The organism is Bacillus sp. F2HM (assembly GCF_019266135.1).
Lineage (GTDB): Bacteria > Bacillota > Bacilli > Bacillales > Bacillaceae > Bacillus > Bacillus safensis.
Genome location: NZ_LRMO01000002.1, coordinates 1 through 25,626, shown reverse-complemented (window position 1 = coordinate 25,626; position 25,626 = coordinate 1). Strand labels below are relative to the sequence as shown.

Below are 25,626 nucleotides of genomic sequence, written 5' to 3'. Positions count from 1 at the left end.
TCTTTTTAATGAACCGCACGGTATCGATAACAAAGCACATAAAATCCAGCCCCAGCCACTAGGGATACAATTGTAGTCAACAAGCCATCAGTGATGAGATAAACGATAATAATGACCATAGCACTGATCACAGACGCAAATAGCAAGGATCGATAATAGGCGGCCAAAGGAAAACTCCTTTCTCTTCTCAGAGGCTGCATAAAGGCAAAGAGCCGTATGGCCAAAAACCATATATAAACTCCTCCACCAAATAAGGTCCAATACAAAACATCCTGAATCTCAACCAAATAAAGAGAAATCAAGTAGAACGCATACAGCCAAAAGGTTTGAAACACTTCTAACAGAATGATTTTTTGATATAAAGCACCTGGAAAAAGGTAGAGCACTCCTGTTTGTGCGTGTCTTACAATCCCTGCATAATATGAACTAAAAAGAACGGATGCCGCGATGACGATCAAGAATAGATTCAGCCAATCTGAAAAATAAGTAAAGACGACATAGTAAGTACCAATTAACAGCATGGTAAATAGCACATGGAAGGTGATATATTTTTTTATCAGCAATAATTCAATCCAAAGAAAAGCCCAAATGCCCGTTAATGCCGGAAGTCCCCACCATGTCCTGCTCTTTTTTTGAACGATTGGACTTGATTGAATATGTTTCCCCTCAAATTCCTCCCAAAATACTGCCTCCTTGACTAAAGACTCCTTCATCTCTAAACGATGACTAGCACTGTACATCATCATGAAAGATAGAAACATCACTCCAATAAAAATGAAGATAGAAAGAATAGAGAACTCTTCGATCATACGTCCAACTTGAAACATCAAAGAATCAGCAATGTTCATCAATGAAGGCTGTTTCATCACCAATTGATTCAAAACAAGTAGTGCAAAGCTGAAAAACATCAAGACAAAACTGAGTAAGAGCAAACGCTTGTATACTCGAATGGTTCTAGCACAAGAAACCGCAATCATCCAAGTTTCGACCAAACATAACAGCCCTGTCAGAATGAGTGATTTGCCAAGCAGAAACGGGTACTGCTGCGTCATAAAAAACAGGAGTAGATCGGCAGCTACAGCAGAGAAAATGAGAAGAGCCCCTCTCCAGAAAATGTGATACATCCACACACTGATAACAACCGTCCATAAAGAAACGCCATTTCCATATAACCAAATGATATCGTTCATTTGGCTAGGCAGCCGGTTCGTAAACAAACCAACCCCCGTATAAAGAACAAACAAACAGATAATGATCCATCCAGCTGTACCCGTATTCCAATCACCCATACTTGAAACTGCACTTAGCTGAAAACCAATTGCCGCTATGAAAAGAAGTAAGATCAGAAAAGGCATTTTCTTTTCTTGATTTTTACTGATCAAGCGCCTTTGAGATTTCATCCATAAAAGGGAGAGTGTGTTATTCACTTGACCACTCCCCCAAAAGTTGAATAACTTCTGCCCTCCACTCAACCTGTTCTTCCTTTAATTGAGGAACATCCATACTCTTCATGATGGCACCATCTCGAATCAATACCACCCTACTGGCTGTATCGAGAACGAACTCCAGACTATGAGTCGACACAAAGACCGACCCACCTTGACTGCTTTTTTGTCTCAGCCAATCCGACAGCCACTGTTTAGACGGAATATCTAACCCGACAGTCGGTTCATCTAATATAAAAAGGGAGGCATCTTGAACAATGGCTCCTGCTAAGACGACACGCTGCTTTTGGCCTCTTGAAAGCCTTCCACACAGTTCATTCATCTTCTTTTCCATATGTACTTCTTTCAACGCTTCATATACCTTTTCCTTGATCTGTTTTAAGCCTTTATGATATCCACGTGCACGGAATTGAACATGTTCAGCAGCCGTTAAGTCTGGATACAAATACGGCTGATCAGGAATAAGAGCTACTTGTTTTTGGACATGGGCATGACCAGGCGGGAAACCCTCTATGAGAATTTCCCCTCCATCTGGTTTATATAGACCCGTTAAACATCGAATCGTTGTCGTCTTCCCAGCACCATTAGGCCCAAGCAGCGCCACAACCTCTCCTGCTTCGATGGAAAATGACAGACCCTCTATCCCATCACCATTGCTATATCGTTTGCTTACATTCTGAACCTCCATGAATGGCATCAAATCTCTCCCTTTGATTAGAGTGATGTATGCTTATCTATGGTGTGTTATAAAATCAAAAAACGAATGTCAATAGACCCACTAATCTATTAACCTAATATTACCATATAGAGAATAACAAGGTAATAGGAATGAGATAATCTATTTTATATACAACTGAAAAAGGAAATACATTATGTACACAATAAATAAAGATTGGGTTGCAGTATCCCAATCTTTTATCTATTAAACCACCATTCCATTAAACTGCCCCATCACCCAAAACGATGTCCTGACACGCCCAAGCATCCACCTCTACCTTTAAAGCAGGAGAAGCCAATGCCACCACATAAATCATCGTCATACAAGGAAGATGATCGCCTAAAAACTGCCCCATGATTTGTTTCCTGCTCTCAGCATCGAATTCTCCCACGAGATAAAATACTAGTTTCGTTATATCTTCCACAGCCATATCTGCCGCTTCTACATTTCGTTTCACATTCTCTAACGCTAATTCGAGCTGCTCCAACGGACTTTCGGGGATTTTCCCATCCGCCTCCATTCCCACCTGACCTGATAAGGTTAACCACCGCTGTGCTCCAGTTGTCTCTATTTGATGGATATATGGTGCAAGTGGCGGGTGAATGGTCTCAGGATTACGTGATGTTCTCATGAATAAAAACCTCTTTTCTGAAAATACAGTCAATTTTTATCATCATATCAAATTTTCAACCGTATTCAGATTTTTATGCTCATAGTAAACTTTCAGAAACAATCGCAACAGCCTGCTATAACTCTTGTTTTCTAAAAAGAAACCATCCGATGAGAAAAAAGAAAACAATCAATACTGATACACCTAGAAAACTTGTAAGTGCCTGATCCGAATAAGTCCCCTTATGAATCATCTCTTCGGCTGCACTTGTCACGCCTTTAGGTGCAAACTTCCCTAATGTCTCTTCATAAAATGAAGGTACGGTAAACAGAATAAGGTTGATCAAAAGCGACACACCGCCAGCTGTGACAGAACGTTGAAAGAACGCCGAAGCACAAATGGTCGATACCACAATCAGCAATAAATTTGGATAATAAAGAAGTGTTCCTTTTAACACATTGACCCAATCCACATGCCCAAATTGAATGTCCACATAATAAACAGAGGCAAGCACCGCCACCACCAAACTAAACAAAGTCAAACAGGCATAGGCGCATATTTTCGAGACATAATAACTCGTTCGACTGATCGGTTTCACCATAATCATCGCAGTCACTCCAGAGGCACGCTCTCCAGCGATCGTCCCCATCACGATCATAATGAGAATAAAAACACCAAGTGAATCAAATTTACTCAATGCACTCGCCAAAGCCTCTCCTGCACTAGGCTCTGGTATGTAAAATGTAGATCCTTCAGGTAAATTAGCTGATTTCGATAGAAGATCCGGCAGCATTTTGAGCGTAATAGGCTGTGTAATCATTAAAATCGTAAAAATGATAGGAACAAATAAGATTTTATAGCTAGTGAATAACTCCCTAAATTCCTTTTTCAACATCATCATGCATTCACAACCTTCATGAAAATATCTTCAAGCGTCAGCTTAGATAGTCGATAATGGAGGAGAACACCGCCAGATTCAGTGATGAGACGAGGCAGCTCCTTCAATGCTATTTGTTGATCGTTCACTCGCACCTGATAAGCATCTCCTGTCTCCAAGCATTCCTCCACCCAATCCCGCTCTTTTAACAAAGCCAATAATTTCGTATCCTTTTGTTCTAATTGAAATTCAATCACTGGCTGGATATAGTCTTCTTTGATCTGTTTCATGGAAGAGGACACCTCAATTTTGCCGCTGTTGATCATGATAATATGATCTGCCACACGTTCAATGTCATCTAAAATATGGGTAGACATAAAGATCAACATTTCTTGTTTCAGACGCTCAATCAATGTCAGAACGTCTTTTCTCCCCATGGGATCAAGTGCAGACACAGGTTCATCCAAGATGAGAACCTTCGGGCTGTTGATAAGCGCCTGCGCAATGGCAAGCCTCTGCTTCATGCCTCCGCTATAGCTGCCAATGGCACGATCCTTCGCCTCATACACCCGGCAAAGCTTCAACAGCTCCTCTGTTTTGGAGCGAATGATGTTTTTCTCTAAGTGAAATAACCCGCCAACCCAATGCATCCACTCCTGCCCCGTCATATCCTGATAAAATGCAGGATGCTGCGGACAATACCCAATCACATGACTGATTTGATCCATGTCCTTTGTCACATCCATACCCGCCACCTTCACGACACCAGACGTAGGACGAGCAAGTCCCGTCAAAATCCGGATCGTTGTTGTCTTCCCCGCTCCATTGGCCCCTAAAAAGCCAACACATCCAACCTCCCCAACAGAAAACGAAACATTTTTTAAAACTTCATTCGGGTCATACGATTTCGTCAACCCATGACACTCCAGCATATTCAAGCAAATCCCCCCCTTTTAAGATGATTTACGACCAAAAATCAAATACACAATAGGACCGGCACTCGCCACAAACACAATCACCAAAGCCCAAACCCACTTTAACTCTCCTCTGATCCTCGATGGATCTCTTTTAAGCAAATCAAACAAACTAATCACCATCAAAATCGCTTGCAGCAAAATAAGAGGTAATATCAGCTTCATATCCATCCACGCCACTCCCTTTTCAAACGCCAATTTGTTTTGATATCACTTCTTTGACGACATGAAGAGAGGATTCGTTCAAACAGATTTTATTTTTATCGATCGAATGATCTATTAGATATAAAAAAGCCCAGTGAAGGTTATTTCACTGGGCTTGCTTGTTATTCTCATCATGAACCTCGCAAAATCTTTTCCATCTTCTTTCCTTTCGCTAACTCATCAATCAGCTTATCTAGATAACGAATGTTCTTCATGGTTTCTTCCTCAATGTCCTCTACCCGAACACCACAAATGACGCCTTTGATGAAGCTGCGGGAAGGATGAAGCTCTGGAGCCTCAGCAAAAAAGGTTTCAATGTCTATCTGTTGATCTATCTGTTTCTGCAGCTCTTCCGGACTGTACCCCGTCAACCAACAAATAATCGTATCGACTTCAGCCTTTGTTCGTCCTTTTCTCTCTGCCTTTGCGATGTGGAGAGGATAGACTTTTGCAAAGCTCATTGTGTAGATTTTATGTTTGGTCATGTGTCTCTGCTCTCTTTCTTTGTTATTTAACCTGTATTACCTGCGCAAAGTGCGTTTGGCATTCTATTTATAATGTACTTAGCACATTATAACCCATGTAAATCTCCCAATATTGTACCCTTAATCAAAAATTTTCGTACGTTCCAGTTCTAATGAAACAAAATACCCCTTTAGAAAATGATATCTAAAGGGGTATCAGAAATCCGATTTTATTTAATTCCTACTCCACCGTCACACTTTTCGCAAGGTTTCGTGGTTTATCCACATCACACCCGCGGTGAAGGGCTGCGTAGTAAGCGATCAGCTGTAATGGGACAACAGATGCAAGTGGTGCAAGTGCTGGGTGTACAGCTGGAAGGACGAAACGGTCGCCTTCGTCTTCTAGGCCTTTTAGTGAGATGACACATGGGTTTGCTCCGCGTGCAACGACTTCTTTGACGTTACCACGAATGCTGAGGTTCACGTGCTCTTGTGTTGCAAGGGCAATGACCGGTGTGCCTTCTTCAATTAAAGCAATTGTGCCGTGTTTGAGTTCTCCGCCAGCAAAGCCTTCTGCTTGGATGTAAGAGATCTCTTTTAGTTTTAGTGAACCTTCAAGGCACACATAGTAGTCAAGTCCTCTTCCGATAAAGAATGCGTTACGTGTCACTGTGAAGAAGTCACGAGCGATTTGTTCCATTTCATCCTTTTGATCGACAAGGGCTTCCATTGCGTTTGCTACAATCCCAAGCTCTTTCACAAGATCAAAGTCAAGAGATTGACCATTTAATTCAGCTGCAACAGATGCAAGGATTGCAAGTACAGCGATTTGTGCTGTGTAGGCTTTTGTTGAAGCTACTGCGATTTCTGGTCCTGCATGAAGAAGCAATGTGAAGTCCGCTTCACGAGAAAGCGTAGATCCTGGTACGTTTGTGATCGTTAATGCTTTATGACCAAGCTCTTTGACTTGAACAAGTACAGCACGGCTGTCCGCAGTCTCCCCAGATTGAGAAAGGAAGATGAACAGCGGCTTTTTCGATAGAAGCGGCATGTTGTAAGAGAATTCACTTGCTACATGGACTTCTACAGGTACTTTCGCCCAGTCTTCAATGTATTGTTTACCGACAAGTCCAGCATGGTAGCTCGTTCCGCAAGCCACAATGTAAATGCGGTCTGCTTCTGCTACTGCGCTTGCGATATCGCCAGCGACTGACAGTTTGCCGTTTTCGTCTTGATATTCTTGGATGATTTTGCGCATAACAAGCGGCTGTTCATCCGTTTCTTTTAACATGTAGTGAGGATATGTGCCTTTCTCAATGTCGCTTGCATCAAGCTCAGCGATATAAGAAGGACGTGTCATGATATCACCGTCAAGGTTTTTGATGATGACCTCGTCTTTTGTGACAATGACCATTTCTTTATCCATTAATTCCGCATATTCGTTTGTTACTTGAAGCATCGCCATTGCGTCAGAAGCCACAACGTTGAATCCTTCGCCGAAACCAACCAATAATGGGCTTTTGTTTTTCGCCACATAGATTGTTTCTTTGTTTTCGTTATCGAAAAGGGCAATTGCGTAAGAGCCTTTTAGTTGAAGAAGCGTTTGACGGAAAGCTTCTTCTGTATCAAGACCTCTGCTGACAAATTGTTCGATGACTTGAACAACAACCTCTGTATCTGTGTCGCTTTTTAGTGTGACGTCTTGTAAATATTCGCGTGTCAATTGTACATAGTTCTCGATGACACCGTTATGAACAAGCGTAAAACGGCCAGAAGCACTTTGATGCGGATGCGCATTTAGATGGCTTGGTACACCGTGTGTTGCCCAGCGTGTATGTCCGATTCCTGCTGAAGATGCCACGTTTGCATCCACGACTTCTCGAAGCTCAGCGATACGTCCTTTTTCTTTGAACACATGCACGCCTTCTTCGTTTGCCACAGCGATACCTGCTGAATCATACCCGCGGTACTCAAGCTTCTCTAAACCTTTTAATAAGATTTCCTTCGCATCATTCTGACCAATATAACCTACGATTCCACACATAAATATTCTTCCTCCCGATCATGTGAAAGGGACAAAGAAAGCCTACTAAAATAGAAGGGACATTTCTTCGTCCCTCTCTACATGTTTATTTTGGGAGATCATGTGTATTCCCTTTGTACAAAGAGTCACCTCTTTGGTTTAAAGAAACACTTACGGCTGTGATCTCTTTTTTTGATCAGCCGGGAGGCATCCGCCGAAAATTCGATAACCTCCATCCTCGTCAACTAAGCATCTTTCGTCCGATCGCTTAGTTCGGGCGCTATAATTATAAGAGAGTTCCTGAACATCTACCCTGCCTTTCCTGATAGAATAAAAATCCAGTAACACAAGGATGATTGTACTATAAGGTCTGACCTCCGTCAATCACAATTTAGCGGGTGATCCCCTTCATTTGAGAAAGTGAGACCTCCATACACTATATGCGATGAGGCTTGTCACGTTCTACCTTTGATGTGCTCTCCTACGTATGAAGGCAGCTTCAAGTTGCCCTCGCTTATATCATTCGTATAGATCCATCCAATTATGTCGTTTATTCGAAAAAAAGCAAACCGCTGCCAGCGGTTTGCCTTCACCTATTACTCAATACCCATTTCTTCTTTCACAACAGCTGTAATTCGAGCCACATATTCATTACACAGCTCTTTTGTTTTCGCCTCTGCCATGACACGTACAAGCGGCTCTGTCCCCGATGGACGAACTAGGATACGGCCGTCACCATTCATCTCTTTTTCGACCTCTTGGATCACCGCTTTTACTTTTTCATTTTCTTCTACTTTATATTTATCAGACACTTTCACATTCACTAAAAGCTGCGGGAACTTTTCCATTTCCGCTGCAAGCTCTGATAATGTTTTCCCTGTCGCTTTGAGCGTATTCACAAGCATGATCGCAGAAAGCATGCCATCACCTGTCGTATTGTAATCAAGGAAAATCAAATGACCTGACTGCTCGCCGCCGACATTATAGCCGTCTTTTTTCATCGCTTCGACCACATAGCGGTCACCAACAGCTGTTTGAATGCTCTTAATGCCTTGCTTCTCAAGCGCTTTATAGAAACCAAGGTTACTCATAACCGTTGACACGACGGTGTCATCCTTTAATCGGCCTTCATCCTTCAAATAACGTGCACATATGTACATAATTTGATCGCCGTCTACGATATCACCTTTTTCATCGACTGCAATTAAACGGTCACCGTCACCATCAAACGCAAGACCAATATCTGCACCCTTCTCCTTCACAAAAGCAGAAAGTGCCTCTGGATGAGTGGAGCCTACACCATCATTGATATTCAATCCATTTGGAGATGTTCCCATTGTAGAGACATCAGCATCTAAATCTGCAAATAAATGTGTCGCTAGAGAAGAGGTTGCACCGTGTGCACAGTCAAGCGCCACGTGAATACCTGTGAAATCCTCGTCCGCTGTCTGCTTTAAGAATTGCAAGTATTTCTGACCGCCTTCAAAGTAGTCGTTCACCGTTCCAAGATCGGCTCCAACTGGGCGTGGTAATTGATCGACTGGCTGATCCATCAGCTGCTCAATTTCGTTTTCCTGTTCATCTGACAGCTTAAAGCCGTCACCGCCGAAGAATTTAATGCCGTTGTCTTGAACTGGATTGTGTGAAGCAGAAATCATGACACCCGCTTCAGCATCCATTGCCTTCGTTAAATAAGACACACCAGGTGTTGAGATCACACCTAGACGCATCACTTCAGCTCCAATTGAAAGTAAGCCTGCAACAAGCGCTCCTTCTAACATATGACCAGATACACGTGTGTCTCGACCAACGAGTACCTTTGGACGTTCTTTATCCTTCGTGAGCACATAGCCGCCAAATCTCCCAACTTTAAATGCGAGCTCTGGCGTTAATTCGCTATTCGCTACACCCCTTACACCATCAGTTCCAAAGTACTTGCCCATGTTTCAATCGCTCCTTTTTTACCATTCAAGAGGACGCTTCGTCCTCTTTTTTATCTTCTTTGACCCGCTGTCTTTGACTCGATTCTTTCTTTGCTTTATCTTGCGTGGATTCTTCTTTACTCTTCTCACCCTGACCATCGTCATCAGTTGATGGATCTTGTTGATCTTTTTGATCCTTCCGATCATTCGTCGAAGCCGGCTGATCCTCTGTATCAGTAGAAGTGAGTTTCACTTTGACCTTTGATCTCGATAATGTCCAAGTCACATTTTGAGGACCATTTATTTGAACTTTGACCTCATGGGTTCCTTCGTTCAAGTCCCCTGCATTGATATAGGCTTCAACATCTGAAGCCTTTAGTTTATCAATCGCACTTTTTGATCCCTTTGCTGTTAACGTGAGCCGTCCAGAAGAGGGGCTCACAAAATCAGAAGTGAGATCCTTGCTCAAACCCACGACAGTAATCGGTACATTATCGATCTTTTTTTCTTCAGCTGTTGCAACCTTCACTTTGATCTTAATGGTTTCGGGTGATACCTTTTTCACACCATCTGGCAGGGGAATATCGGCATCAATCTCCGTATCATCTTTGATCTTGCTTAGGTCCAGCTTGACGCCATCAATAAAATCAAGGGCATCCAGCACCTTTTGAGAGCCGTACACTGTGACCTCACTCGGGCTTGTCTCAATGCTTGAGATGCTGATCCCTTCTGGCAAGCTGCCCGTCCGCTCAATTTTAAAAGGGACCTTTTTGCTTGGACTAGAGATTGGGACCGTAATATCCACCACGGACGGACTTACTTCAACTGGCAGCTCATTCCCGCTGCTATCATACACAGTGAGCTTCGCTTCTTTTTCAATTTGCTGATCGACATCTTCTAAGTTCACAAAAGCTTTAATGACAGAAATTTTGTCGATGACGTCCTTTGATCCAGTAACTGTGACCTTTTTCGGATTCACAATGGGCTGTTCAGGTGAATAGCCGTCTTTGATTTTATTTTGATTATAAAACTCGGTTTCAACAGGAAATTCAGCTGTCGTTTTTTCTTGTATCGTCACAGTCGTCACAGATGGATTAATCGATAGTGTGAGTCCCTTCGATACATCTCTTGCCTTCAGCTCCACTTTATGTGTACCTGTCGATAAGTTCTGCATGTCTGCGTAAATTTCAAAATTCTTTGTTTGTCTTGCTGTTTTCACAGCACTTGTTGATCCTTTAATCGTGACATTGACTGTCTGCGGCACACCAGTGACGACGTACTTCTCGTCATCATAATACGCTTTAACAGGAATGTCGGTTAAAGTTGCTTCATCTGTCGTCGATGTTGGGAAAAAGGATTCACCGATTTTTTTCGGCGTGGGCGCTTGCGCTGAATTGACTGCACCATACAGCAATAAAGCGAAGACCAATGCAAGAAGCTTAACGGCCCAGCGATTATTCAAAATCTTATCCATTTTTCTTGCCCCTCCAATACCATTTGGTCGAGGAAGCATCTTTGCTGTTCTTACTAAATTCAGCAATCAGCATTTCTTCAAGCGCTTCTTCTGTCAATTCTCGGTGGAGATCACCATTTCTTGCGACAGAAATGCCGCCAGTTTCCTCAGAAACGATGACAGTTAAGCTGTCTGTCACTTCACTTATCCCAACTGCCGCCCTATGACGCGTCCCAAGCTCCTTAGAGATAAAAGGGCTTTCTGACAGTGGTAAATAACAAGCTGCAGCTGCAATCTCATCCCGCTTCATAATGACAGCACCGTCATGAAGCGGTGTATTCGGAATGAAAATGTTAATGAGCAGCTCTGAACTCACCTTTGCATTCAAAGGAATTCCTGTCTCTATGTAATCATTCATTCCGGTATCGCGCTCAATTGTCAGCAGCGCGCCAATTCTCCGTTTTGCCATATAGTTAATTGCTTTTGTAATTGCCTCGATCGTTTTCTGCTGCTGTTCCTCTACAGGTGTCCCGCTTCTTGAGAAGAAACGGCCGCGCCCAAGCTGCTCAAGCGCTCTCCTTAGCTCTGGCTGAAAAATAATAATGATCGCAAGGAATCCCCACGTAATCGCTTGATCCATCAGCCATTGAAGTGTGTTAAGACCGAGATACGCACTTCCCATCCTGACGAGAACAATGACCACAATTCCCTTTAAAAGCTGAACCGCTTTTGTTCCGCGGATGACCATCATTAATTTATATATCACATACCAAACAACGAGAATATCAACAGCATTACCGAGGTACTGCAAAAAAGGAATATCCCCTAAAGCCATTTCCTCGTCCTCCAGAATTTTCAGTTATTCTTCGTTTGATGCATTTTTTAATATAAAAAGAGCCTATGTATCAATACATAGCGTGGCTATTATACCACATTTTGTTTCAGCAAGGAAAATAGTTGCCATATCTGGCTAAGTTGCTAGTATGCGTGAATCCCACCAATGTATAGAAAAAGAGCAGCCCCCCTTAGAGACTGCTCTTTAAGCCGATTGAGTTACTTTTGCTCCTCTGGCCCAATGACCCGCATTACGTTTTGTGCTGTTGATTTCATTTTGTACCAGATCCAATCAAACACTTCATTAATTTCATTAATTTGACCAGTGACTTGTCCGGCAGAAGCAGTCAACTGTTCCCCATTGACGACGGTGACATTTCCATCAACCTTGCCTTCTACAATCAGCTTGCCATTTTTGACAGTAACATCACCCTTTACGGTTTCCCCTTTAGGTACGGTCACTGTATCATTTTCAACGACGAGATTCGGCTGCTTTGACACACTGAAATTATGATCGGTATTCCAGCTCGTAAACAGACTGCCTCCCATTAAAATGAGAAAGAGGGCAGCGGCTACCATCAGCGGGTGAGCTTTGATCCATCTTTGAACCGACACACGCTTTTTCTCCTTTGGAAGACCTGCCATCACCTTTGCAGTGAAATCAGATGGTGCTTCTATATGAGATGTACTCTGCACTAGCGCGATGGATTTCTCAATTTGTTGAAAATGAGTACGGCACTCCTCACACGATTGCAGATGGCTTTTTAATTCTTTTTCGTCTTGGGACTCAATGTCCCCGTCTAAATACTGATGCATAAGCTGGACGATTCTATCCTGACAGCTCATCAAAATCACCTCACTCAAAGGTCTCTCAACTGTTTCCGGAGAGCCTCTCTACCCCTGTGTATTCTCGTTTTCACCGTACCAACTGGTATATTCAGAATCTCACTAATTTCTTTTAACGAGAGTTCATCAATATACTTTAATACGATGACCGAACGATATTTATCGGGTAATCTTAGAATTTTTTGCTGAATGGTACTCGATAATTCAAGAGACACCACCTCATCCTCTGGCAAAATGCCATCAGCAGCAATTTGAGAATACATATTTAACCCTTCTGTTCCTGCCACCTCTGCATCTAAATAATAATCCGGCTTTTTTTTGCGAATACGGTCGATGGTCAGGTTGGTTGCAATGCGGTACAGCCACGTGGAAAACTTGCGATTCACATCAAAGCTTTCGATATTCACATAAGCACGAATAAACGCCTCCTGCGCAATATCCTCCGCTTCGTGTGCATTCCCAAGCATACGGTAGCACAGCTGATAAATTTTGTCTTTATACAGGTCTACGATGTCTGCAAATGCGTTCTGGTCGCCTTTTTTCACTTGCTTAATTCTCTTTTTAATCATTGTGTCCATAGTATATTCAACCTCTGCCTTCACCGGTCTTTATGTATACGAACCTCTTTCCAAAAGGTTTCATTCTCCTCTAAAAAATAGTGTAACAAATTTTTGACAGTGTGTTACGCTTCTCAACCGGTAAAAACCTTAACATATCCTTAAATTTTCCCAAAACAAAAAAGAACAGGAACAAGTCCCGCTCTACAATAGCTTTTCACCCATTAATGAACCAATTAACGCAACTGCCGCTTCTGCGGTTTTGTTTTTCTCATCTAATACCGGATTTACTTCAACAAATTCAGCAGACGTTAAAATACCCGCCTCCTCTAAAAGCTCCATTGCGAGATGACTTTCCCGGTAACTAATGCCGCCTGCAACCGGAGTACCTACACCAGGGCATTCCGCTGGGTCTAGTCCGTCTAAATCAAGCGACAGATGGACACCATCTGTTCTCTCCTTTAGATACGCAATGGCTTCCTCCATCACCCTTGTCATCCCTAAACGATCAATTTCATGCATCGTATACACTTTAATGCCTTTCTCTCGAATCAATGCCCGCTCTCCTTCATCTAAAGATCGAGCACCAATTATAACGACATTTTCAGGCTTCAATTTAGGCGAATAACCGCCAATGTTCGTTAAATCTGCATGCCCAAAACCGAGACTGACAGCAAGCGGCATGCCATGAATATTTCCAGAAGGAGACGTTTCCTCCGTATTCAAATCCCCGTGTGCATCATACCAAATGACTCCTAAGTTTTCATAATGCTTGGCTACCCCAGCAAGTGTGCCAATCGCAATGCTGTGATCACCGCCTAAAATGAGCGGAAACGAACCAGATTGCACAATACTGTCAACCTTCTCAGCAAGCAGCTGATTTGCCCCAGCATTCTCCGTCAAATTTTTTAGCTTTTCACTTGTATATAAACCTTTCTCATCATCTCTTTGTTCAACTGGAATATCTCCAAGATCCTCTACATCAAATGAGAGCGTTTCCAATTTTTCTTTTACGCCTGCACAACGAATCGCACTCGGCCCCATATCGACGCCCCTTCTCGTTTGACCCAAATCCATTGGAACTCCAATAATCGTGACCTTCTTTTGCTCTCCCATATGTACATCCCCTTTCCGTTCATGCTTATATTTTACTTTCTTGATGCCTTCTGACTCAACTCAACAACATTTTGAATAGTTATACAGTCCCTCTGCCAACATAAAAAAAGACACCTTTTTCAAAAAGGTGTCTTAACTGGGCTAGCTGGATTCGAACCAACGCATGACGGAGTCAAAGTCCGTTGCCTTACCGCTTGGCTATAGCCCAAAAATGGTGGAGGGGGACGGATTCGAACCGCCGAACCCGGAGGGAGCGGATTTACAGTCCGCCGCGTTTAGCCACTTCGCTACCCCTCCACATATGGAATTGATAAAGAAAAAACAGTGCCGGCAAGAGGACTTGAACCCCCAACCTACTGATTACAAGTCAGTTGCTCTACCAGTTGAGCTACACCGGCATATGGTGGAGGATGACGGGCTCGAACCGCCGACCCTCTGCTTGTAAGGCAGATGCTCTCCCAGCTGAGCTAATCCTCCACATCATGGTGACCCGTACGGGATTCGAACCCGTGTTACCGCCGTGAAAGGGCGGTGTCTTAACCGCTTGACCAACGGGCCAGTTTGTCAAGTTTGTTGTTTCCGTGAAGCTGACAAAAGTTATTATATACAGGTTGTCCCCCTTTTGTAAAGGGGATTTTTATTTTTTTTATTTTCTAACTATTTACTCCCTATTCGTTCAACATCTTCACTGAAATATAATTTCAATATTCAAATATAATATTGAAATTTCATATCATACTCAATATACTGAAAATGAAGAAATAAGGAGGTATGTCACATGCAGCCATCTCAACTGCGTTCTTTGACAACAGAATCAAGAAACCCCAACACAATGGGAATTTCACAAGCAGACCCGCTGGAAATACTCCAGATGATCAATGAAGAAGATATGAAGGTCGCTCAAGCAGTCAACATTGTACTTCCACATGTCAAAACAGCAAGTGACTTTGCTTATGAATCCATCTCAAATGGAGGCAGACTCGTTTATTTAGGCGCCGGAACAAGCGGCAGAATTGGCGTAATGGATGCTGTCGAATGTCCCCCAACCTATAGCGTCTCACCTGATGTCATTGTTGGCATCATGGCAGGCGGAGACTCAGCTTTTTCTCAAGCTGCCGAAGATGTGGAAGACAGTGAAGATGCCGGCAAACAGGATTTAGTACACATTCACCTGACATCAAAAGATACAGTCGTCGGTATTGCCGCAAGCGGAAGGACACCTTATATCATCGGCGCTTTAAACTATGCAAAGTCAATTGGAGCTAAAACAGTAGCACTCAGCTGCAATGAACAAGCAGAAATTAGCGAGCTTGCAGATTGCGCCATCGAGGTCATTGTAGGACCAGAAGCCATCACTGGGTCAACAAGAATGAAAGCAGCATCCGCTCATAAAATGATTTTAAATATGCTTTCCACCTCAGTCATGATTAGACTAGGCAAAGTATATGAAAACCTGATGGTTGATGTAAAAGTCAGCAATCATAAATTAAAAGAACGCGCCATCACCATCATTCAACATGTGACAAATGCTTCCTACGAACAAGCCGTGAAGACTCTTGAAGCAGCAGACTTAGAAGTCAAAACTGCCATCGTCATGCTCCAAACAAACACAGACAAGAAAACAGCCAAAGATTTACTCAACAAAACGAATGGCCATATTGACAAAGCGATCTCACGTTATCAATCTTAAAGGAGGCAGAGCTCATGTCAGCAGGTGGACTTATCCTACTACACACAATCAAATCAAAGCTTCCCCAATCTGAAAAAATCATTGCAGACTATATCCTTGCCCATCCTGACAAAGTCATTAAAAGCACAGTACATGAAATTAGTCAGGCAGCCGGCGCAAGCAGCTCTGCAGTCATCCGCCTTTGTAAATCTCTCGGGCTGGATGGCTATCACGATTTAAAAATGCGGATCGCTGGAGATTTGATGCATGACGATAAACAAGGCTACAGAGATATCGAACAAGATGAACCGCTTCAATCCATTATTCAAAAAACAGCAGGAAACTCGATTCAATCGATCAAGGACACCGCTTCTATTTTAAATCCAGAAGCTTTAGAAAAGGCAGTTCAATTACTGCTGCATGCAAATCAAATTCATTTTATCGGAGTTGGTGCATCTGGCATCGTCGCAGCTGATGCCCAGCAGAAATTTCTCAGAATTAACTATGCAGCGACAGCCTTCACTGACATGCACATTGCATCTACGGTTATTGCAAATGCGGGAGAGAATGACATTGTGTTTGGTATCTCCTTTTCAGGAGAAACGTTAGACATCATTCAAGCCCTTCAGCTTGCAAAAGACAACCAAGTGAAAACCATTGCTTTAACACATCCAGGTCATACAAGCGTTTCTGCTTTATGTGATGTTCACCTATCGACGTCCGGTTCCAATGAAGCACCTTTTCGCAGTGCTGCCACTTCCTCTAGAATGGCACAGCTCTACTTAATTGATGTCCTGTTCCTCAGTTTAGCTTCTCGTCAATATGAAGAGACAGCCCAATATATTGACAAAACAAGGCATGCCATCCGCTCCATGAAACGAAAATCAAAGGGGGATTCAACATGAGTCATCAAAAGAAATATCAGCAGTTGGCGAAAGACATTCTTTCACTCTGTGGTGGTTCTGAAAATATCTCTTCCCATACACATTGTATGACAAGGCTCCGAATTACACCGATGAACAATGAAAAAGTTCACGTCACAGCAATCAAAGAACTCGATGGCGTTATTGGCGTCGTCGAAGCAGAAACGCTTCAAATCATTTTAGGCACTGGCGTTGTCAACCAAGTATCAAGTGCGTTTGAAGAGCTGCTAAATGCCTCTGGCTCTTATGATTTAAACAACGAAGCACAAAAAAACAAGCAAGCCATTTCACAAAAGAACCGCACACCGTTCAAGCTGTTCTTACGGCGGATTGCCAGCATTTTCATTCCAATTATTCCGGCACTAGTTGCCTCAGGTCTGATTACCGGGATAACAAAAGCAATCGTGCAAGCAGGCTGGCTTGACGAAAAATCTCAAGCTGCGATTATTTTAACGGTTATCGGTTCTGGACTTTTCGCTTATCTCGGGATATTAGTCGGAACAAATGCCGCAAAGGAATTTGGAGGCTCTCCTGCATTAGGCGCATTAGCTGGTATCCTCATTATTAACCCAGCCTCCGCAGACATTATGTTATTTGGCACAAATATTCTACCAGGCAGAGGCGGACTCATCGGTGTTCTTCTAGCCGCCTTCTTTATGGCACTTGTGGAAACCCGAATTAGACGCTTCGTCCCGCAATCACTTGATATCATCGTCACACCAACCATCACACTACTCATTACAGGCATTTTCACGTACGTTGTCTTCATGCCAGTCGGCGGATTTATATCTGATGCCATCACCTCAGGACTGACTTATCTATTAAATATGGGCGGAATTTTCGCAGGATTTGTTCTTGGTGCTACCTTCCTCCCGCTTGTTGTAACAGGACTTCACCAAGGGCTGACACCGATTCATATGGAACTCATCAATTCAATTGGAGATGACCCGCTTCTGCCAATTCTCGCTATGGGCGGTGCAGGACAGGTAGGCGCTGCATTCGCCATTTATATGAAAACAAAAAAGAAAAAACTCAAAAGAGCCATTGCTGGTGGACTTCCTTCAGGGATGCTGGGCATTGGCGAACCACTCATTTTTGGTGTCACACTCCCGCTGGGACGACCATTTCTCACCGCTTGTCTTGGTGCAGGAATCGGCGGCGCATTTCAAGCCTACTTCCAAATTGCGACGAAAGCCATCGGGGTATCCGGTCTTCCATTAACCTTTATTGTTCACACACATCAAATGCTTCTTTACTTAATTGGACTATTTATCGCATATGTTGCTGGATTTTTCTTCACATACTTATTTGGGTTTCATGATGATATGGCTGTTGAGTTCGAGGATCACAATCAATAAGGAGGTCTAGACCTTGAAGAAATGTTTTCTTTTGATCACATGTCTGCTCATGCTCCTTGGGTTACCAGTACAAACATTTGCAACTAGCTCCCATCCTGTATCGTCTTTGTCTAAAACAGCTCCTGAAGAATATCCCGTCTTAAAAAAAGCAAAACGACCGGAACAAGTAGGTGTTTCTTCCAGGCAGCTGAGGAAGGTTGATCAAATGATTCAAAATGACATCAAAGCAGGATTTCCAGGAGCCGCTCTCATCATTATCAAGGACGGAAAGATCGTTCATCAAAAAGCCTATGGCTACCGGCAAAAATATGATGGCACAACAGAACTCAAATCGTATAAAAAAATGAAAAAAGATACACTATTCGATTTGGCATCCAATACAAAAATGTATGCGACCAACTATGCCCTGCAAAAGCTTGTCTACGAGAAAAAACTTGATGTCAACGAAAAAATACAGACCATCCTTCCAGATTTTCAGGATGAACCTGATGCAAAGGTAACCGGTAAAGACCAGCTTCGGGTAAAAGATCTTCTCACCCATTCTGCGGGTCTCCCTTCCAGTGTCTTATTTTATAGCAAAGAATCAGCTGGCTCTTTTTATTCTCAAGACAGAAAAACAACGATGAAATGGCTGCCAAAGGTACCGCTGCAATACAAGCCAGGTACCCAGCACATTTATAGTGACATTGATTACATGCTGCTAGGCATGATCATCGAGAAGAAAACAGGCATGCCTCTTGATCAATATGTCGAGTCAACGATTTATCGGCCGCTAGGTCTCAAACATACAATGTTCAATCCACTGCAAAAAGGGTTCAAGCCGAAGCATTTTGCAGCAACTGAACGTTTAGGCAATTCACGAGACGGTGTCATCGATTTTGAAAACATCCGACGGTACACCCTGCTAGGTGAAGTACACGACGAGAAAGCATATTACTCAATGGCAGGTATCTCCGGCCACGCTGGACTTTTCTCAAATACCTCAGATATGGCCGTGCTGCTTCAGCTGATGCTTAATAAAGGAGGGTATGGAAAAACAACCATCTTTGATCAGGCTTCTATCGATCTCTTTACAGCCTCATCTGATACGAACCCAACTTACGGGCTAGGCTGGCGAAAAAACGGTCATACTGACATGGAATGGATGTTTGGAAAATATGCAAGTAACGAAGCCTATGGGCATACTGGCTGGACCGGCACCATGACGTTGATTGATCCTAAACACAATTTAGGTGTCGTGTTGCTGACGAATAAGAAACATTCACCCGTTGTTTCACCAGAAACAAATCCTAATCAATTTGAAGGTGACCTGTTGCCAACTGGTACTTATGGAAGCATCATGACCGCAATCTACGAATCTTTTCAGTAAAAGGAGGAATTCGATGTTGAAAGCTCTCTTCCCCGTTGCACTGGTTTTAGCCCTGCTAACCTCTTCCATTCCAACGGAAAAGGTTAGCTCTGCCTCTCTGCCAACCGCTAAACAAATGGTTCAAGACATGTCACTGGATGAAAAGATAGGTCAAATGCTCATGCCGGACTTTCGCAATTGGCAAACAAAAGATGAATCCGCTCCTACAGGCTTCACAAAGATGAATAACGAAGTATCTCACCTTGTAGAAAAATATCATCTAGGCGGTGTCATCTTATTTGCCGAGAATGTCGTTGATACAAAACAAACCGTGAAACTCACCCATGAATTTCAAAAAGCATCACCAAACATTCCTTTACTCATTTCCATTGATCAAGAAGGCGGAATCGTCACAAGGTTACAAAAGGGAACACATTTCCCAGGAAATATGTCGATTGGTGCCTCTAGAAGCAAAAAAAATGCATATGACACAGGAAAAATCATCGGAAAAGAATTAAACGCCTTAGGCATCAATACAAACTTCTCTCCTGTGCTTGATGTGAATAATAACCCAAACAACCCCGTCATTGGTGTCCGTTCCTTTAGCTCTGATCCTGCTCTTGTCTCTAGACTTGGCCTTCAAACCATGAAAGGACTTCAAAAGGAAAAGACCATTTCCACACTTAAACATTTCCCGGGACATGGTGATACAGCCGTCGATAGTCACTACGGCTTGCCGCTCGTAGAGCATGACCTAGATCGTTTAAAAAAGGTTGAGCTGTATCCATTCCAACAAGCGATCAATGCTGGTGCAGATATGGTCATGACAGCTCATGTGCAATTTCCTGCCATTGATGACACAACGTATCGAAGCAAAAAAGATGGCGAGGACATCATGGTTCCAGCAACCTTATCAAAAAAAGTCATCACACACTTATTAAAAGAAGAGATGGGCTTTCACGGCGTTGTTGTGACAGACGCTCTAAATATGAAAGCGATTGCAGATAATTTTGGACAGGAAGAAGCCGTCGTGATGGCCATTAAAGCAGGTGTCGACATCGCTCTCATGCCAGCACCAGTCACCTCATTAAAAACAGAGAAAAACCTAGAGAATGTATTCAATGCTGTCAAACAAGCGATTTTAAAGAAAGAGATTCCGATGTCGCAGATCAACGAATCTGTCGAAAAAATTCTTCAATTGAAAATCAAACGCGGCATTATTTCCTCCAAAAAAACAATCAGTCTTGAGAAAAAAATCAAAAAAGCCACTCAAGTCGTCGGGAAAAAGTCGCACCTTAAAGCAGAACAAAAAATGGCACGTGAAGGAATCACCCTGCTTAAAAACAACAAAAAGACCTTACCTTTCAAGCCTAAAAAGAATGACAAAATCGTGGTCATGGCACCTTACGAAGATCAGACAAAAGCAATGTCTGTCACAGTCGAATCTCTCATGAAACAAAAAAAGATCAAGCCTGTACGCATCCAGTCATATGCTTTTGCGGATAAAACGTTCACCAAAGACTCGGCCAAACTAATACAAGAAGCTGACTATGTCATCACTGGCTCTTACGTTGTCCAAAATGACCCAGCTGTGAATGATGGTGTAATTGATGACAATGTCCAGGACCCGAAAAAATGGGCAACCGCCTTCCCTCGTGCTGTCATGAAAGAAGCAGCAGCACAAAACAAAAAAATGGTCATCATGAGTCTTAGAAACCCTTATGATGCGGCAAATTTTGAAGAAGCCGATGCCTTACTAGCTGTGTACGGTTTTAAAGGCTACTCAAACGGACAATTCAATCAGCCAAATATTCCTGCTGGACTAGAAGTGATATTTGGAGCTGCATCACCTAAAGGGAAACTGCCAGTTGATATCCCATCTGTCACTCATCCAAATCAAACCCTTTACCCATTCGGCTATGGCCTCAACTTGAAAGGGAAACAGATCAAATAGGAGGGATTCTCTTGAAGAAAACAGTCAGTTTCATACTCGCAAGCTTTCTCATGATGAGCACATTGACCGCCGCCTCTCCCGCAGAAGAACGAACAGATACAAAGGGAAAAAAAACAGCAGTCAAAACAGGGATCGAAACACTACTCTCAAGCAACCTTTCATGGCTAAAAGGGAAAAGAGTTGGTCTCATTACCAACCCGACTGGCATTGATGCAAATATGAAAAGCAGTGTCGATCTCCTATTTGAACATCCAAATATCAAGCTCACTGCTTTATATGGACCTGAACACGGCGTGCGCGGAGATGCACAAGCAGGAGAAGGCGTCGAATCCTATATCGATGAAAAAACAGGTCTTCCTGTTTACTCTCTTTATGGAAAAACAAGAAAACCAACTACTGAAATGCTGAAAAATGTAGATGTCCTGCTGTTTGATATTCAAGACGTTGGTACTCGTTATTACACCTATATTTACACGATGGCCTATGCGATGGAAGCCGCTAAAGAAAACAACATTCCCTTTGTTGTCCTAGACCGCCCAAATCCCATTGACGGACTAAAAGTAGAAGGACCTGTTTTAGAGCCTGAACACGCCTCATTTGTAGGGCTCTATCCAATCCCATTAAGACATGGAATGACCACTGGTGAACTTGCAAAACTGTTTAACAAAGAGTTTCATATCAATGCTGATGTAACAGTCATCAAAATGAAAAATTGGAAGCGGTCCATGACATTCGATGATACAAAGCTGCCGTTCGTCCTTCCTTCTCCTAACATGCCAACAGTGGATAGTACCTTTGTATATCCTGCCACAGGATTAATTGAAGGCACAAATGTCTCTGAAGGCAGAGGAACGACAAAACCATTCGAGCTCATTGGTGCACCATATATCAATAGCAGCGAGCTGGCAGATCATTTAAATCAGCTAAAACTAAAAGGCGTTCAATTTAGACCAGTGTCATTCACCCCCACATTTTCTAAACATGCCGGTACACTATCTCATGGTGTACAGTTATACGTCACAGACCGCTCATCCTTCGAAGCGGTGAAAACGGGGTTATCCATTATCAAAGCAATACATGATTTATACCCTAATGACTTTCAGTTCCTTCAAACAGGCAGCTTTGACAAACTCATCGGGAATGGCTGGATGAAAGAAGAAATCAATAAAGGAACTTCCGTCAAACACATGATGAAACGCTATCATCACGACCTCAAAACATTCGAAAAGAAACGAAAAAAATATCTCATCTATTAAATCACAGAAAAAACCTCCATCTATCAGAGGATGGAGGTTTTTTTCATGAGAAAGATTTGGTCACAGCAGGTGCTTTTAGCTCAAAACGATTGAGTAAGAAACCAAACAAGGCAGCAAGCACTTGCTGAAACAGCATGCCAATCACCACAGGAACAGCGACAGCAGGCGGGAAAAAGCTAATGGCAAGCACAGCCCCCGCACTAATGTTTCTCATACCGCCCGTATACACGATGGCCACAATCTCTCCTTGAGTACATTTCATCGTCTTTCCAATCAACCATGCAAACGCATATCCGCTCATCGCAATGAGAAACACAGTCGCTGCCTTGCTAAAAAATGCGGCATCCAGTTCACGCAAGTATGGCGCGACAACAGAACTGTTAATCGACACCACTACAAACAAGCCTATTTTTGAAAAAGGTGACAGTGTCTGACTGATCATTTTTGTCACAGCAGGCTTTGCATATTGACGAACGAGCATCCCTAAAATAGATGGAAGCACCACCATCCCAAACAGCCCTTTCATGATCGCGATCATGTCCATATGAACCTGTGTACCGGCTAAAAGTGACAAACTGGCTGGCACAATCAATGGCGAAAGCAATGTATCAATTAAAATAATGGATAACGTTAACCCAACATTCCCTTTATACATTGCCGCCCATATTAAACTAGAAACTCCTGTGGGAATCACCATTGCAAGTGTCAAACCGGTGATCGTCATGGCATCACCCGCAAATATGAGATGTCCCGCTGACCAAGCATAAAGAGGCATCAACACGTGCAAAATCATAAACGATAAAATCAAAGGTAATGGGTGCATCACCGTATGCTTTAAAGCCGAAAAAGTAGAAGACAAACTCCCTGCAAAGGTCATAACAGCAAATACCCATGGCACCAAAAACGTAAAATCCTTTAAATAGGCCGCCAATAAAACACCGAGTAACACACTAAAAGGTGTAATGAGCGGCATCATCCGGCCGAGCACTTGATTTAAACGCACAAGCATGCCGGCCACCTCCATCCCTTCACTTTCTTACCCTTTCTATTGTAACAGACAGAAAGCCCTTTTTAAGAACCATTCACCTGTTTCATAAGCTTTTGACTTGATGTATCCATTCCAACTACGTCCACCTGGACACCATTTGCTTGATACCTTTCCTTTATACGTTCTATCGCTGATACACCTGATTCATCCCATATACGTGCTTCAGACAAATCAATCACAACAGATTGGAGTTCTTTCCCCTGATGGAAAGCTTGGATCAAGTCAGTGACAGAAGCAAAGAAAATTTGTCCTTTAACTCGATATTCCCAAATACCTGCCTGGCTTTCTTTAGATGTAATATGAAGCTTCGATATCTTTGCGACAAAGAATACCGCACTAAGCAGTACACCTGCAAAAACGCCTTTTGATAAATCATGAGTCAACACCACCGTCACGACCGTGACAACCATCACAATAGAATCTGTTTTCGGATTCTTTTTTAGCTGCTGAAAGGAACTCCGATCAAATGTGCCAATGGAAACCATGAACATCACAGCCACTAGAGCAGCCATCGGAATTTGAACCACGACATCACCTAGTACAAAAATCAGTACCATTAAAAAAGCACCCGCTACAAAGGTAGAAAGCCGGCCTCGTCCTCCTGCCTTCGTATTAATCACAGATTGGCCAATCATCGCACAGCCAGCCATACCACCAAAGAATCCCGCAACCACATTGGCAATCCCTTGACCTCTCGCTTCCTTGTTCTTATTACTAGACGTCTCTGTCATATCATCGACAATCTGTGCGGTTAAAAGAGACTCAAGTAGACCAACCATCGCAAGTGCTAAAGAATAAGGAAAAATGATAGCAAGTGTTTCCCAGCTAAACGGAACTTGAGGAATCAGAAAAACAGGCAAAGAACTAGGAAGCTCTCCCATATCTCCAACTGTTCTAACATCAATATGTCCAAATACAGCCAATATCGTCATTACAATAATGGCAATGAGTGGGGAAGGTATCACCTTTATCACCATAGGCAATAAATAAATGATCAGCAAGGCGCCCCCTGTCATCATATACATAGCCATTGATTCCCCAACGAAATGTGGAAGCTGAGCCATGAAGATCATAATAGCCAACGCATTAACAAAGCCAACCATGACGGACCTCGGAATAAATTTCATCAAACGAGACACTCGACACAATCCAAACACAATTTGAATCAAACCCGTCAAAATCGTAGCTGCAAACAAATATTGCAACCCATGATCAGCGACCAAGTTAACCATGACGAGGGCCATAGCCCCTGTTGCAGCCGAAATCATGCCTGGGCGTCCACCAACAAACGAAATCACAATCGCGATACAAAACGATGCATACAAGCCGACCTTCGGATCAACGCCCGCAATAATCGAAAACGCAATGGCCTCAGGAATTAAAGCCAGTGCGACTAATATACCCGCAAGCACGTCCTGACGTACATGTCCAAACCATTCTTGCTTTACAAATAAATCTTTCAAATCATCTACTCCTTTTTATATACATACCGTACATGGAAAAAGAAGAGCAACTATACCTGGAGATAAAGAAAGGGAAAACAAACGATACTTCACTTTCGGGGGAAAAGAGGAACGTACAGAGTCTTTTGATATAGAGGATATCACTTTAGTAAGAATAAAAGAAAGAGAATGAAGAATCAAGAACAAAAAGAAGGAGATAAGTAAAAAATCGATGCAACACTTCTGTGCAAGCCGTTTTATTCTCTTTCCTAATGTCATCAGTCTACTGATCATCGAGCAGTTCAATATATATGTAAACAAACAAAAAAAGCCTTCTCATCATCGAGAAACCTTGTCATATTAACATATAGAGGAAAGCTTCCAAGCGGGCTCGAACCGCTGACCTCTTCCTTACCATGGAAGTGCTCTACCTACTGAGCTATGGAAGCATGGCTCCGCAGGTAGGACTCGAACCTACGACCGATCGGTTAACAGCCGATAGCTCTACCACTGAGCTACTGCGGAATGATAAAGTAACTTCTTCCATTGGAAGGATATAAACAAAAAGCTTGGCGGCGTCCTACT

General features: G+C 42.8%; 22 protein-coding genes and 7 tRNA genes. 6 read left to right on the top strand and 23 right to left on the bottom strand.

Features of this window, described 5'->3' with window-relative positions; genetic code table 11:
• Positions 1-5: 5 nt before the first annotated feature.
• From skfF to AWT60_RS01965, 19 genes are all read right to left on the bottom strand, one after another.
• Entirely contained in the window at positions 6-1,427 is a 1,422-nt protein-coding gene (gene skfF, locus AWT60_RS02055) for a sporulation killing factor system integral membrane protein (RefSeq protein WP_218676825.1), read from the bottom strand.
• Complete coding sequence (locus AWT60_RS02050) at positions 1,420-2,142, bottom strand: ABC transporter ATP-binding protein (RefSeq protein WP_218676824.1); 723 nt, start codon at positions 2,140-2,142, stop codon at positions 1,420-1,422. The genes skfF and AWT60_RS02050 overlap by 8 nt, the downstream gene beginning before the upstream one ends.
• A gap of 241 nt (positions 2,143-2,383) precedes the next feature.
• Entirely contained in the window at positions 2,384-2,794 is a 411-nt protein-coding gene (locus AWT60_RS02045) for a RidA family protein (RefSeq protein WP_087976329.1), read from the bottom strand.
• A gap of 115 nt (positions 2,795-2,909) precedes the next feature.
• A complete protein-coding gene (locus AWT60_RS02040; RefSeq protein ID WP_081123893.1) occupies positions 2,910-3,674 on the bottom strand; it encodes an ABC transporter permease in 765 nt (254 codons plus the stop codon).
• The gene (locus AWT60_RS02035) at positions 3,671-4,588 is read right to left on the bottom strand and encodes an ABC transporter ATP-binding protein (RefSeq protein ID WP_218676823.1); all 918 of its coding nucleotides are present in this window, start codon (positions 4,586-4,588) and stop codon (positions 3,671-3,673) included. The genes AWT60_RS02040 and AWT60_RS02035 overlap by 4 nt, the downstream gene beginning before the upstream one ends.
• A gap of 15 nt (positions 4,589-4,603) precedes the next feature.
• The gene (locus tag AWT60_RS02030) at positions 4,604-4,795 is read right to left on the bottom strand and encodes a PLD nuclease N-terminal domain-containing protein (protein ID WP_218676822.1); all 192 of its coding nucleotides are present in this window, start codon (positions 4,793-4,795) and stop codon (positions 4,604-4,606) included.
• Between the two features lie 164 nt (positions 4,796-4,959).
• Positions 4,960-5,313 carry a DUF2200 domain-containing protein gene (locus AWT60_RS02025; protein WP_218676821.1) on the bottom strand — a complete coding sequence of 118 codons (354 nt, stop codon included), beginning with the start codon at positions 5,311-5,313 and terminating at the stop codon, positions 4,960-4,962.
• Positions 5,314-5,533: 220 nt separating this feature from the next.
• Positions 5,534-7,336, bottom strand: a complete 1,803-nt coding sequence (gene glmS, locus AWT60_RS02020; RefSeq protein WP_087976332.1) for a glutamine--fructose-6-phosphate transaminase (isomerizing) — start codon at positions 7,334-7,336, stop codon at positions 5,534-5,536.
• 575 nt (positions 7,337-7,911) lie between these two features.
• The gene (gene glmM / locus AWT60_RS02015; RefSeq protein WP_034284242.1) at positions 7,912-9,258 is read right to left on the bottom strand and encodes a phosphoglucosamine mutase; all 1,347 of its coding nucleotides are present in this window, start codon (positions 9,256-9,258) and stop codon (positions 7,912-7,914) included.
• A 25-nt stretch (positions 9,259-9,283) separates the two neighbouring features.
• A complete protein-coding gene (locus AWT60_RS02010) occupies positions 9,284-10,711 on the bottom strand; it encodes a CdaR family protein (protein WP_218676820.1) in 1,428 nt (475 codons plus the stop codon).
• On the bottom strand, positions 10,704-11,525 hold the full coding sequence (gene cdaA, locus AWT60_RS02005) for a diadenylate cyclase CdaA (RefSeq protein WP_008344027.1): 822 nt from the start codon (positions 11,523-11,525) through the stop codon (positions 10,704-10,706). The genes AWT60_RS02010 and cdaA overlap by 8 nt, the downstream gene beginning before the upstream one ends.
• A gap of 218 nt (positions 11,526-11,743) precedes the next feature.
• Positions 11,744-12,370, bottom strand: coding sequence for an anti-sigma-W factor RsiW (rsiW, locus tag AWT60_RS02000; protein ID WP_041089295.1), 627 nt, complete (start codon positions 12,368-12,370; stop codon positions 11,744-11,746).
• A 14-nt stretch (positions 12,371-12,384) separates the two neighbouring features.
• Entirely contained in the window at positions 12,385-12,948 is a 564-nt protein-coding gene (gene sigW / locus AWT60_RS01995; RefSeq protein WP_024424449.1) for an RNA polymerase sigma factor SigW, read from the bottom strand.
• A 183-nt stretch (positions 12,949-13,131) separates the two neighbouring features.
• Positions 13,132-14,043: an arginase gene (rocF, locus tag AWT60_RS01990; RefSeq protein WP_024424450.1), complete on the bottom strand. Its 912-nt coding sequence runs from the start codon at positions 14,041-14,043 to the stop codon at positions 13,132-13,134.
• Positions 14,044-14,179: 136 nt separating this feature from the next.
• Positions 14,180-14,251 (bottom strand) — tRNA-Gln (locus tag AWT60_RS01985).
• Between the two features lie 4 nt (positions 14,252-14,255).
• Positions 14,256-14,340 (bottom strand) — tRNA-Tyr (locus AWT60_RS01980).
• 28 nt (positions 14,341-14,368) lie between these two features.
• Positions 14,369-14,441 (bottom strand) — tRNA-Thr (locus tag AWT60_RS01975).
• 3 nt (positions 14,442-14,444) lie between these two features.
• A tRNA-Val gene (locus tag AWT60_RS01970) sits at positions 14,445-14,520 on the bottom strand.
• 6 nt (positions 14,521-14,526) lie between these two features.
• Positions 14,527-14,601: transfer RNA gene (locus tag AWT60_RS01965), tRNA-Glu, on the bottom strand.
• A 220-nt stretch (positions 14,602-14,821) separates the two neighbouring features.
• Between AWT60_RS01965 and murQ the strand changes: the two genes are divergently transcribed.
• From murQ to AWT60_RS01935, 6 genes are read left to right on the top strand one after another with little or no spacing between them, the layout of a single operon-like run.
• On the top strand, positions 14,822-15,733 hold the full coding sequence (gene murQ / locus AWT60_RS01960) for an N-acetylmuramic acid 6-phosphate etherase (RefSeq protein ID WP_218676819.1): 912 nt from the start codon (positions 14,822-14,824) through the stop codon (positions 15,731-15,733).
• Positions 15,734-15,747: 14 nt separating this feature from the next.
• Positions 15,748-16,617 carry a MurR/RpiR family transcriptional regulator gene (locus AWT60_RS01955; protein WP_076839378.1) on the top strand — a complete coding sequence of 290 codons (870 nt, stop codon included), beginning with the start codon at positions 15,748-15,750 and terminating at the stop codon, positions 16,615-16,617.
• The gene (locus AWT60_RS01950) at positions 16,614-17,993 is read left to right on the top strand and encodes a PTS transporter subunit EIIC (protein WP_218676818.1); all 1,380 of its coding nucleotides are present in this window, start codon (positions 16,614-16,616) and stop codon (positions 17,991-17,993) included. Before AWT60_RS01955 ends, AWT60_RS01950 begins: the two co-directional genes overlap by 4 nt.
• A 13-nt stretch (positions 17,994-18,006) precedes the next feature.
• Complete coding sequence (pbp4b, locus tag AWT60_RS01945) at positions 18,007-19,362, top strand: penicillin binding protein PBP4B (protein ID WP_218676817.1); 1,356 nt, start codon at positions 18,007-18,009, stop codon at positions 19,360-19,362.
• A 13-nt stretch (positions 19,363-19,375) separates the two neighbouring features.
• On the top strand, positions 19,376-21,295 hold the full coding sequence (locus AWT60_RS01940) for a glycoside hydrolase family 3 protein (protein WP_218676816.1): 1,920 nt from the start codon (positions 19,376-19,378) through the stop codon (positions 21,293-21,295).
• Between the two features lie 11 nt (positions 21,296-21,306).
• Positions 21,307-22,551: an exo-beta-N-acetylmuramidase NamZ family protein gene (locus AWT60_RS01935; RefSeq protein ID WP_218676815.1), complete on the top strand. Its 1,245-nt coding sequence runs from the start codon at positions 21,307-21,309 to the stop codon at positions 22,549-22,551.
• A gap of 43 nt (positions 22,552-22,594) precedes the next feature.
• Here AWT60_RS01935 and AWT60_RS01930 read toward each other — a convergent pair whose 3' ends face one another.
• The 4 genes from AWT60_RS01930 to AWT60_RS01915 all read right to left on the bottom strand — a co-directional run bounded on the left by AWT60_RS01930 (position 22,595) and on the right by AWT60_RS01915 (position 25,566).
• Positions 22,595-23,560, bottom strand: a complete 966-nt coding sequence (locus tag AWT60_RS01930; protein ID WP_239500342.1) for a bile acid:sodium symporter family protein — start codon at positions 23,558-23,560, stop codon at positions 22,595-22,597.
• Positions 23,561-23,622: 62 nt separating this feature from the next.
• Positions 23,623-25,062 (bottom strand): SulP family inorganic anion transporter, encoded by a 1,440-nt coding sequence (locus tag AWT60_RS01925; protein WP_218676814.1) that lies wholly within the window; start codon positions 25,060-25,062, stop codon positions 23,623-23,625.
• Between the two features lie 355 nt (positions 25,063-25,417).
• A tRNA-Thr gene (locus AWT60_RS01920) sits at positions 25,418-25,490 on the bottom strand.
• Between the two features lies 1 nt (position 25,491).
• Positions 25,492-25,566, bottom strand: a tRNA-Asn gene (locus AWT60_RS01915).
• Between the last annotated feature and the right edge of the window lie 60 nt (positions 25,567-25,626).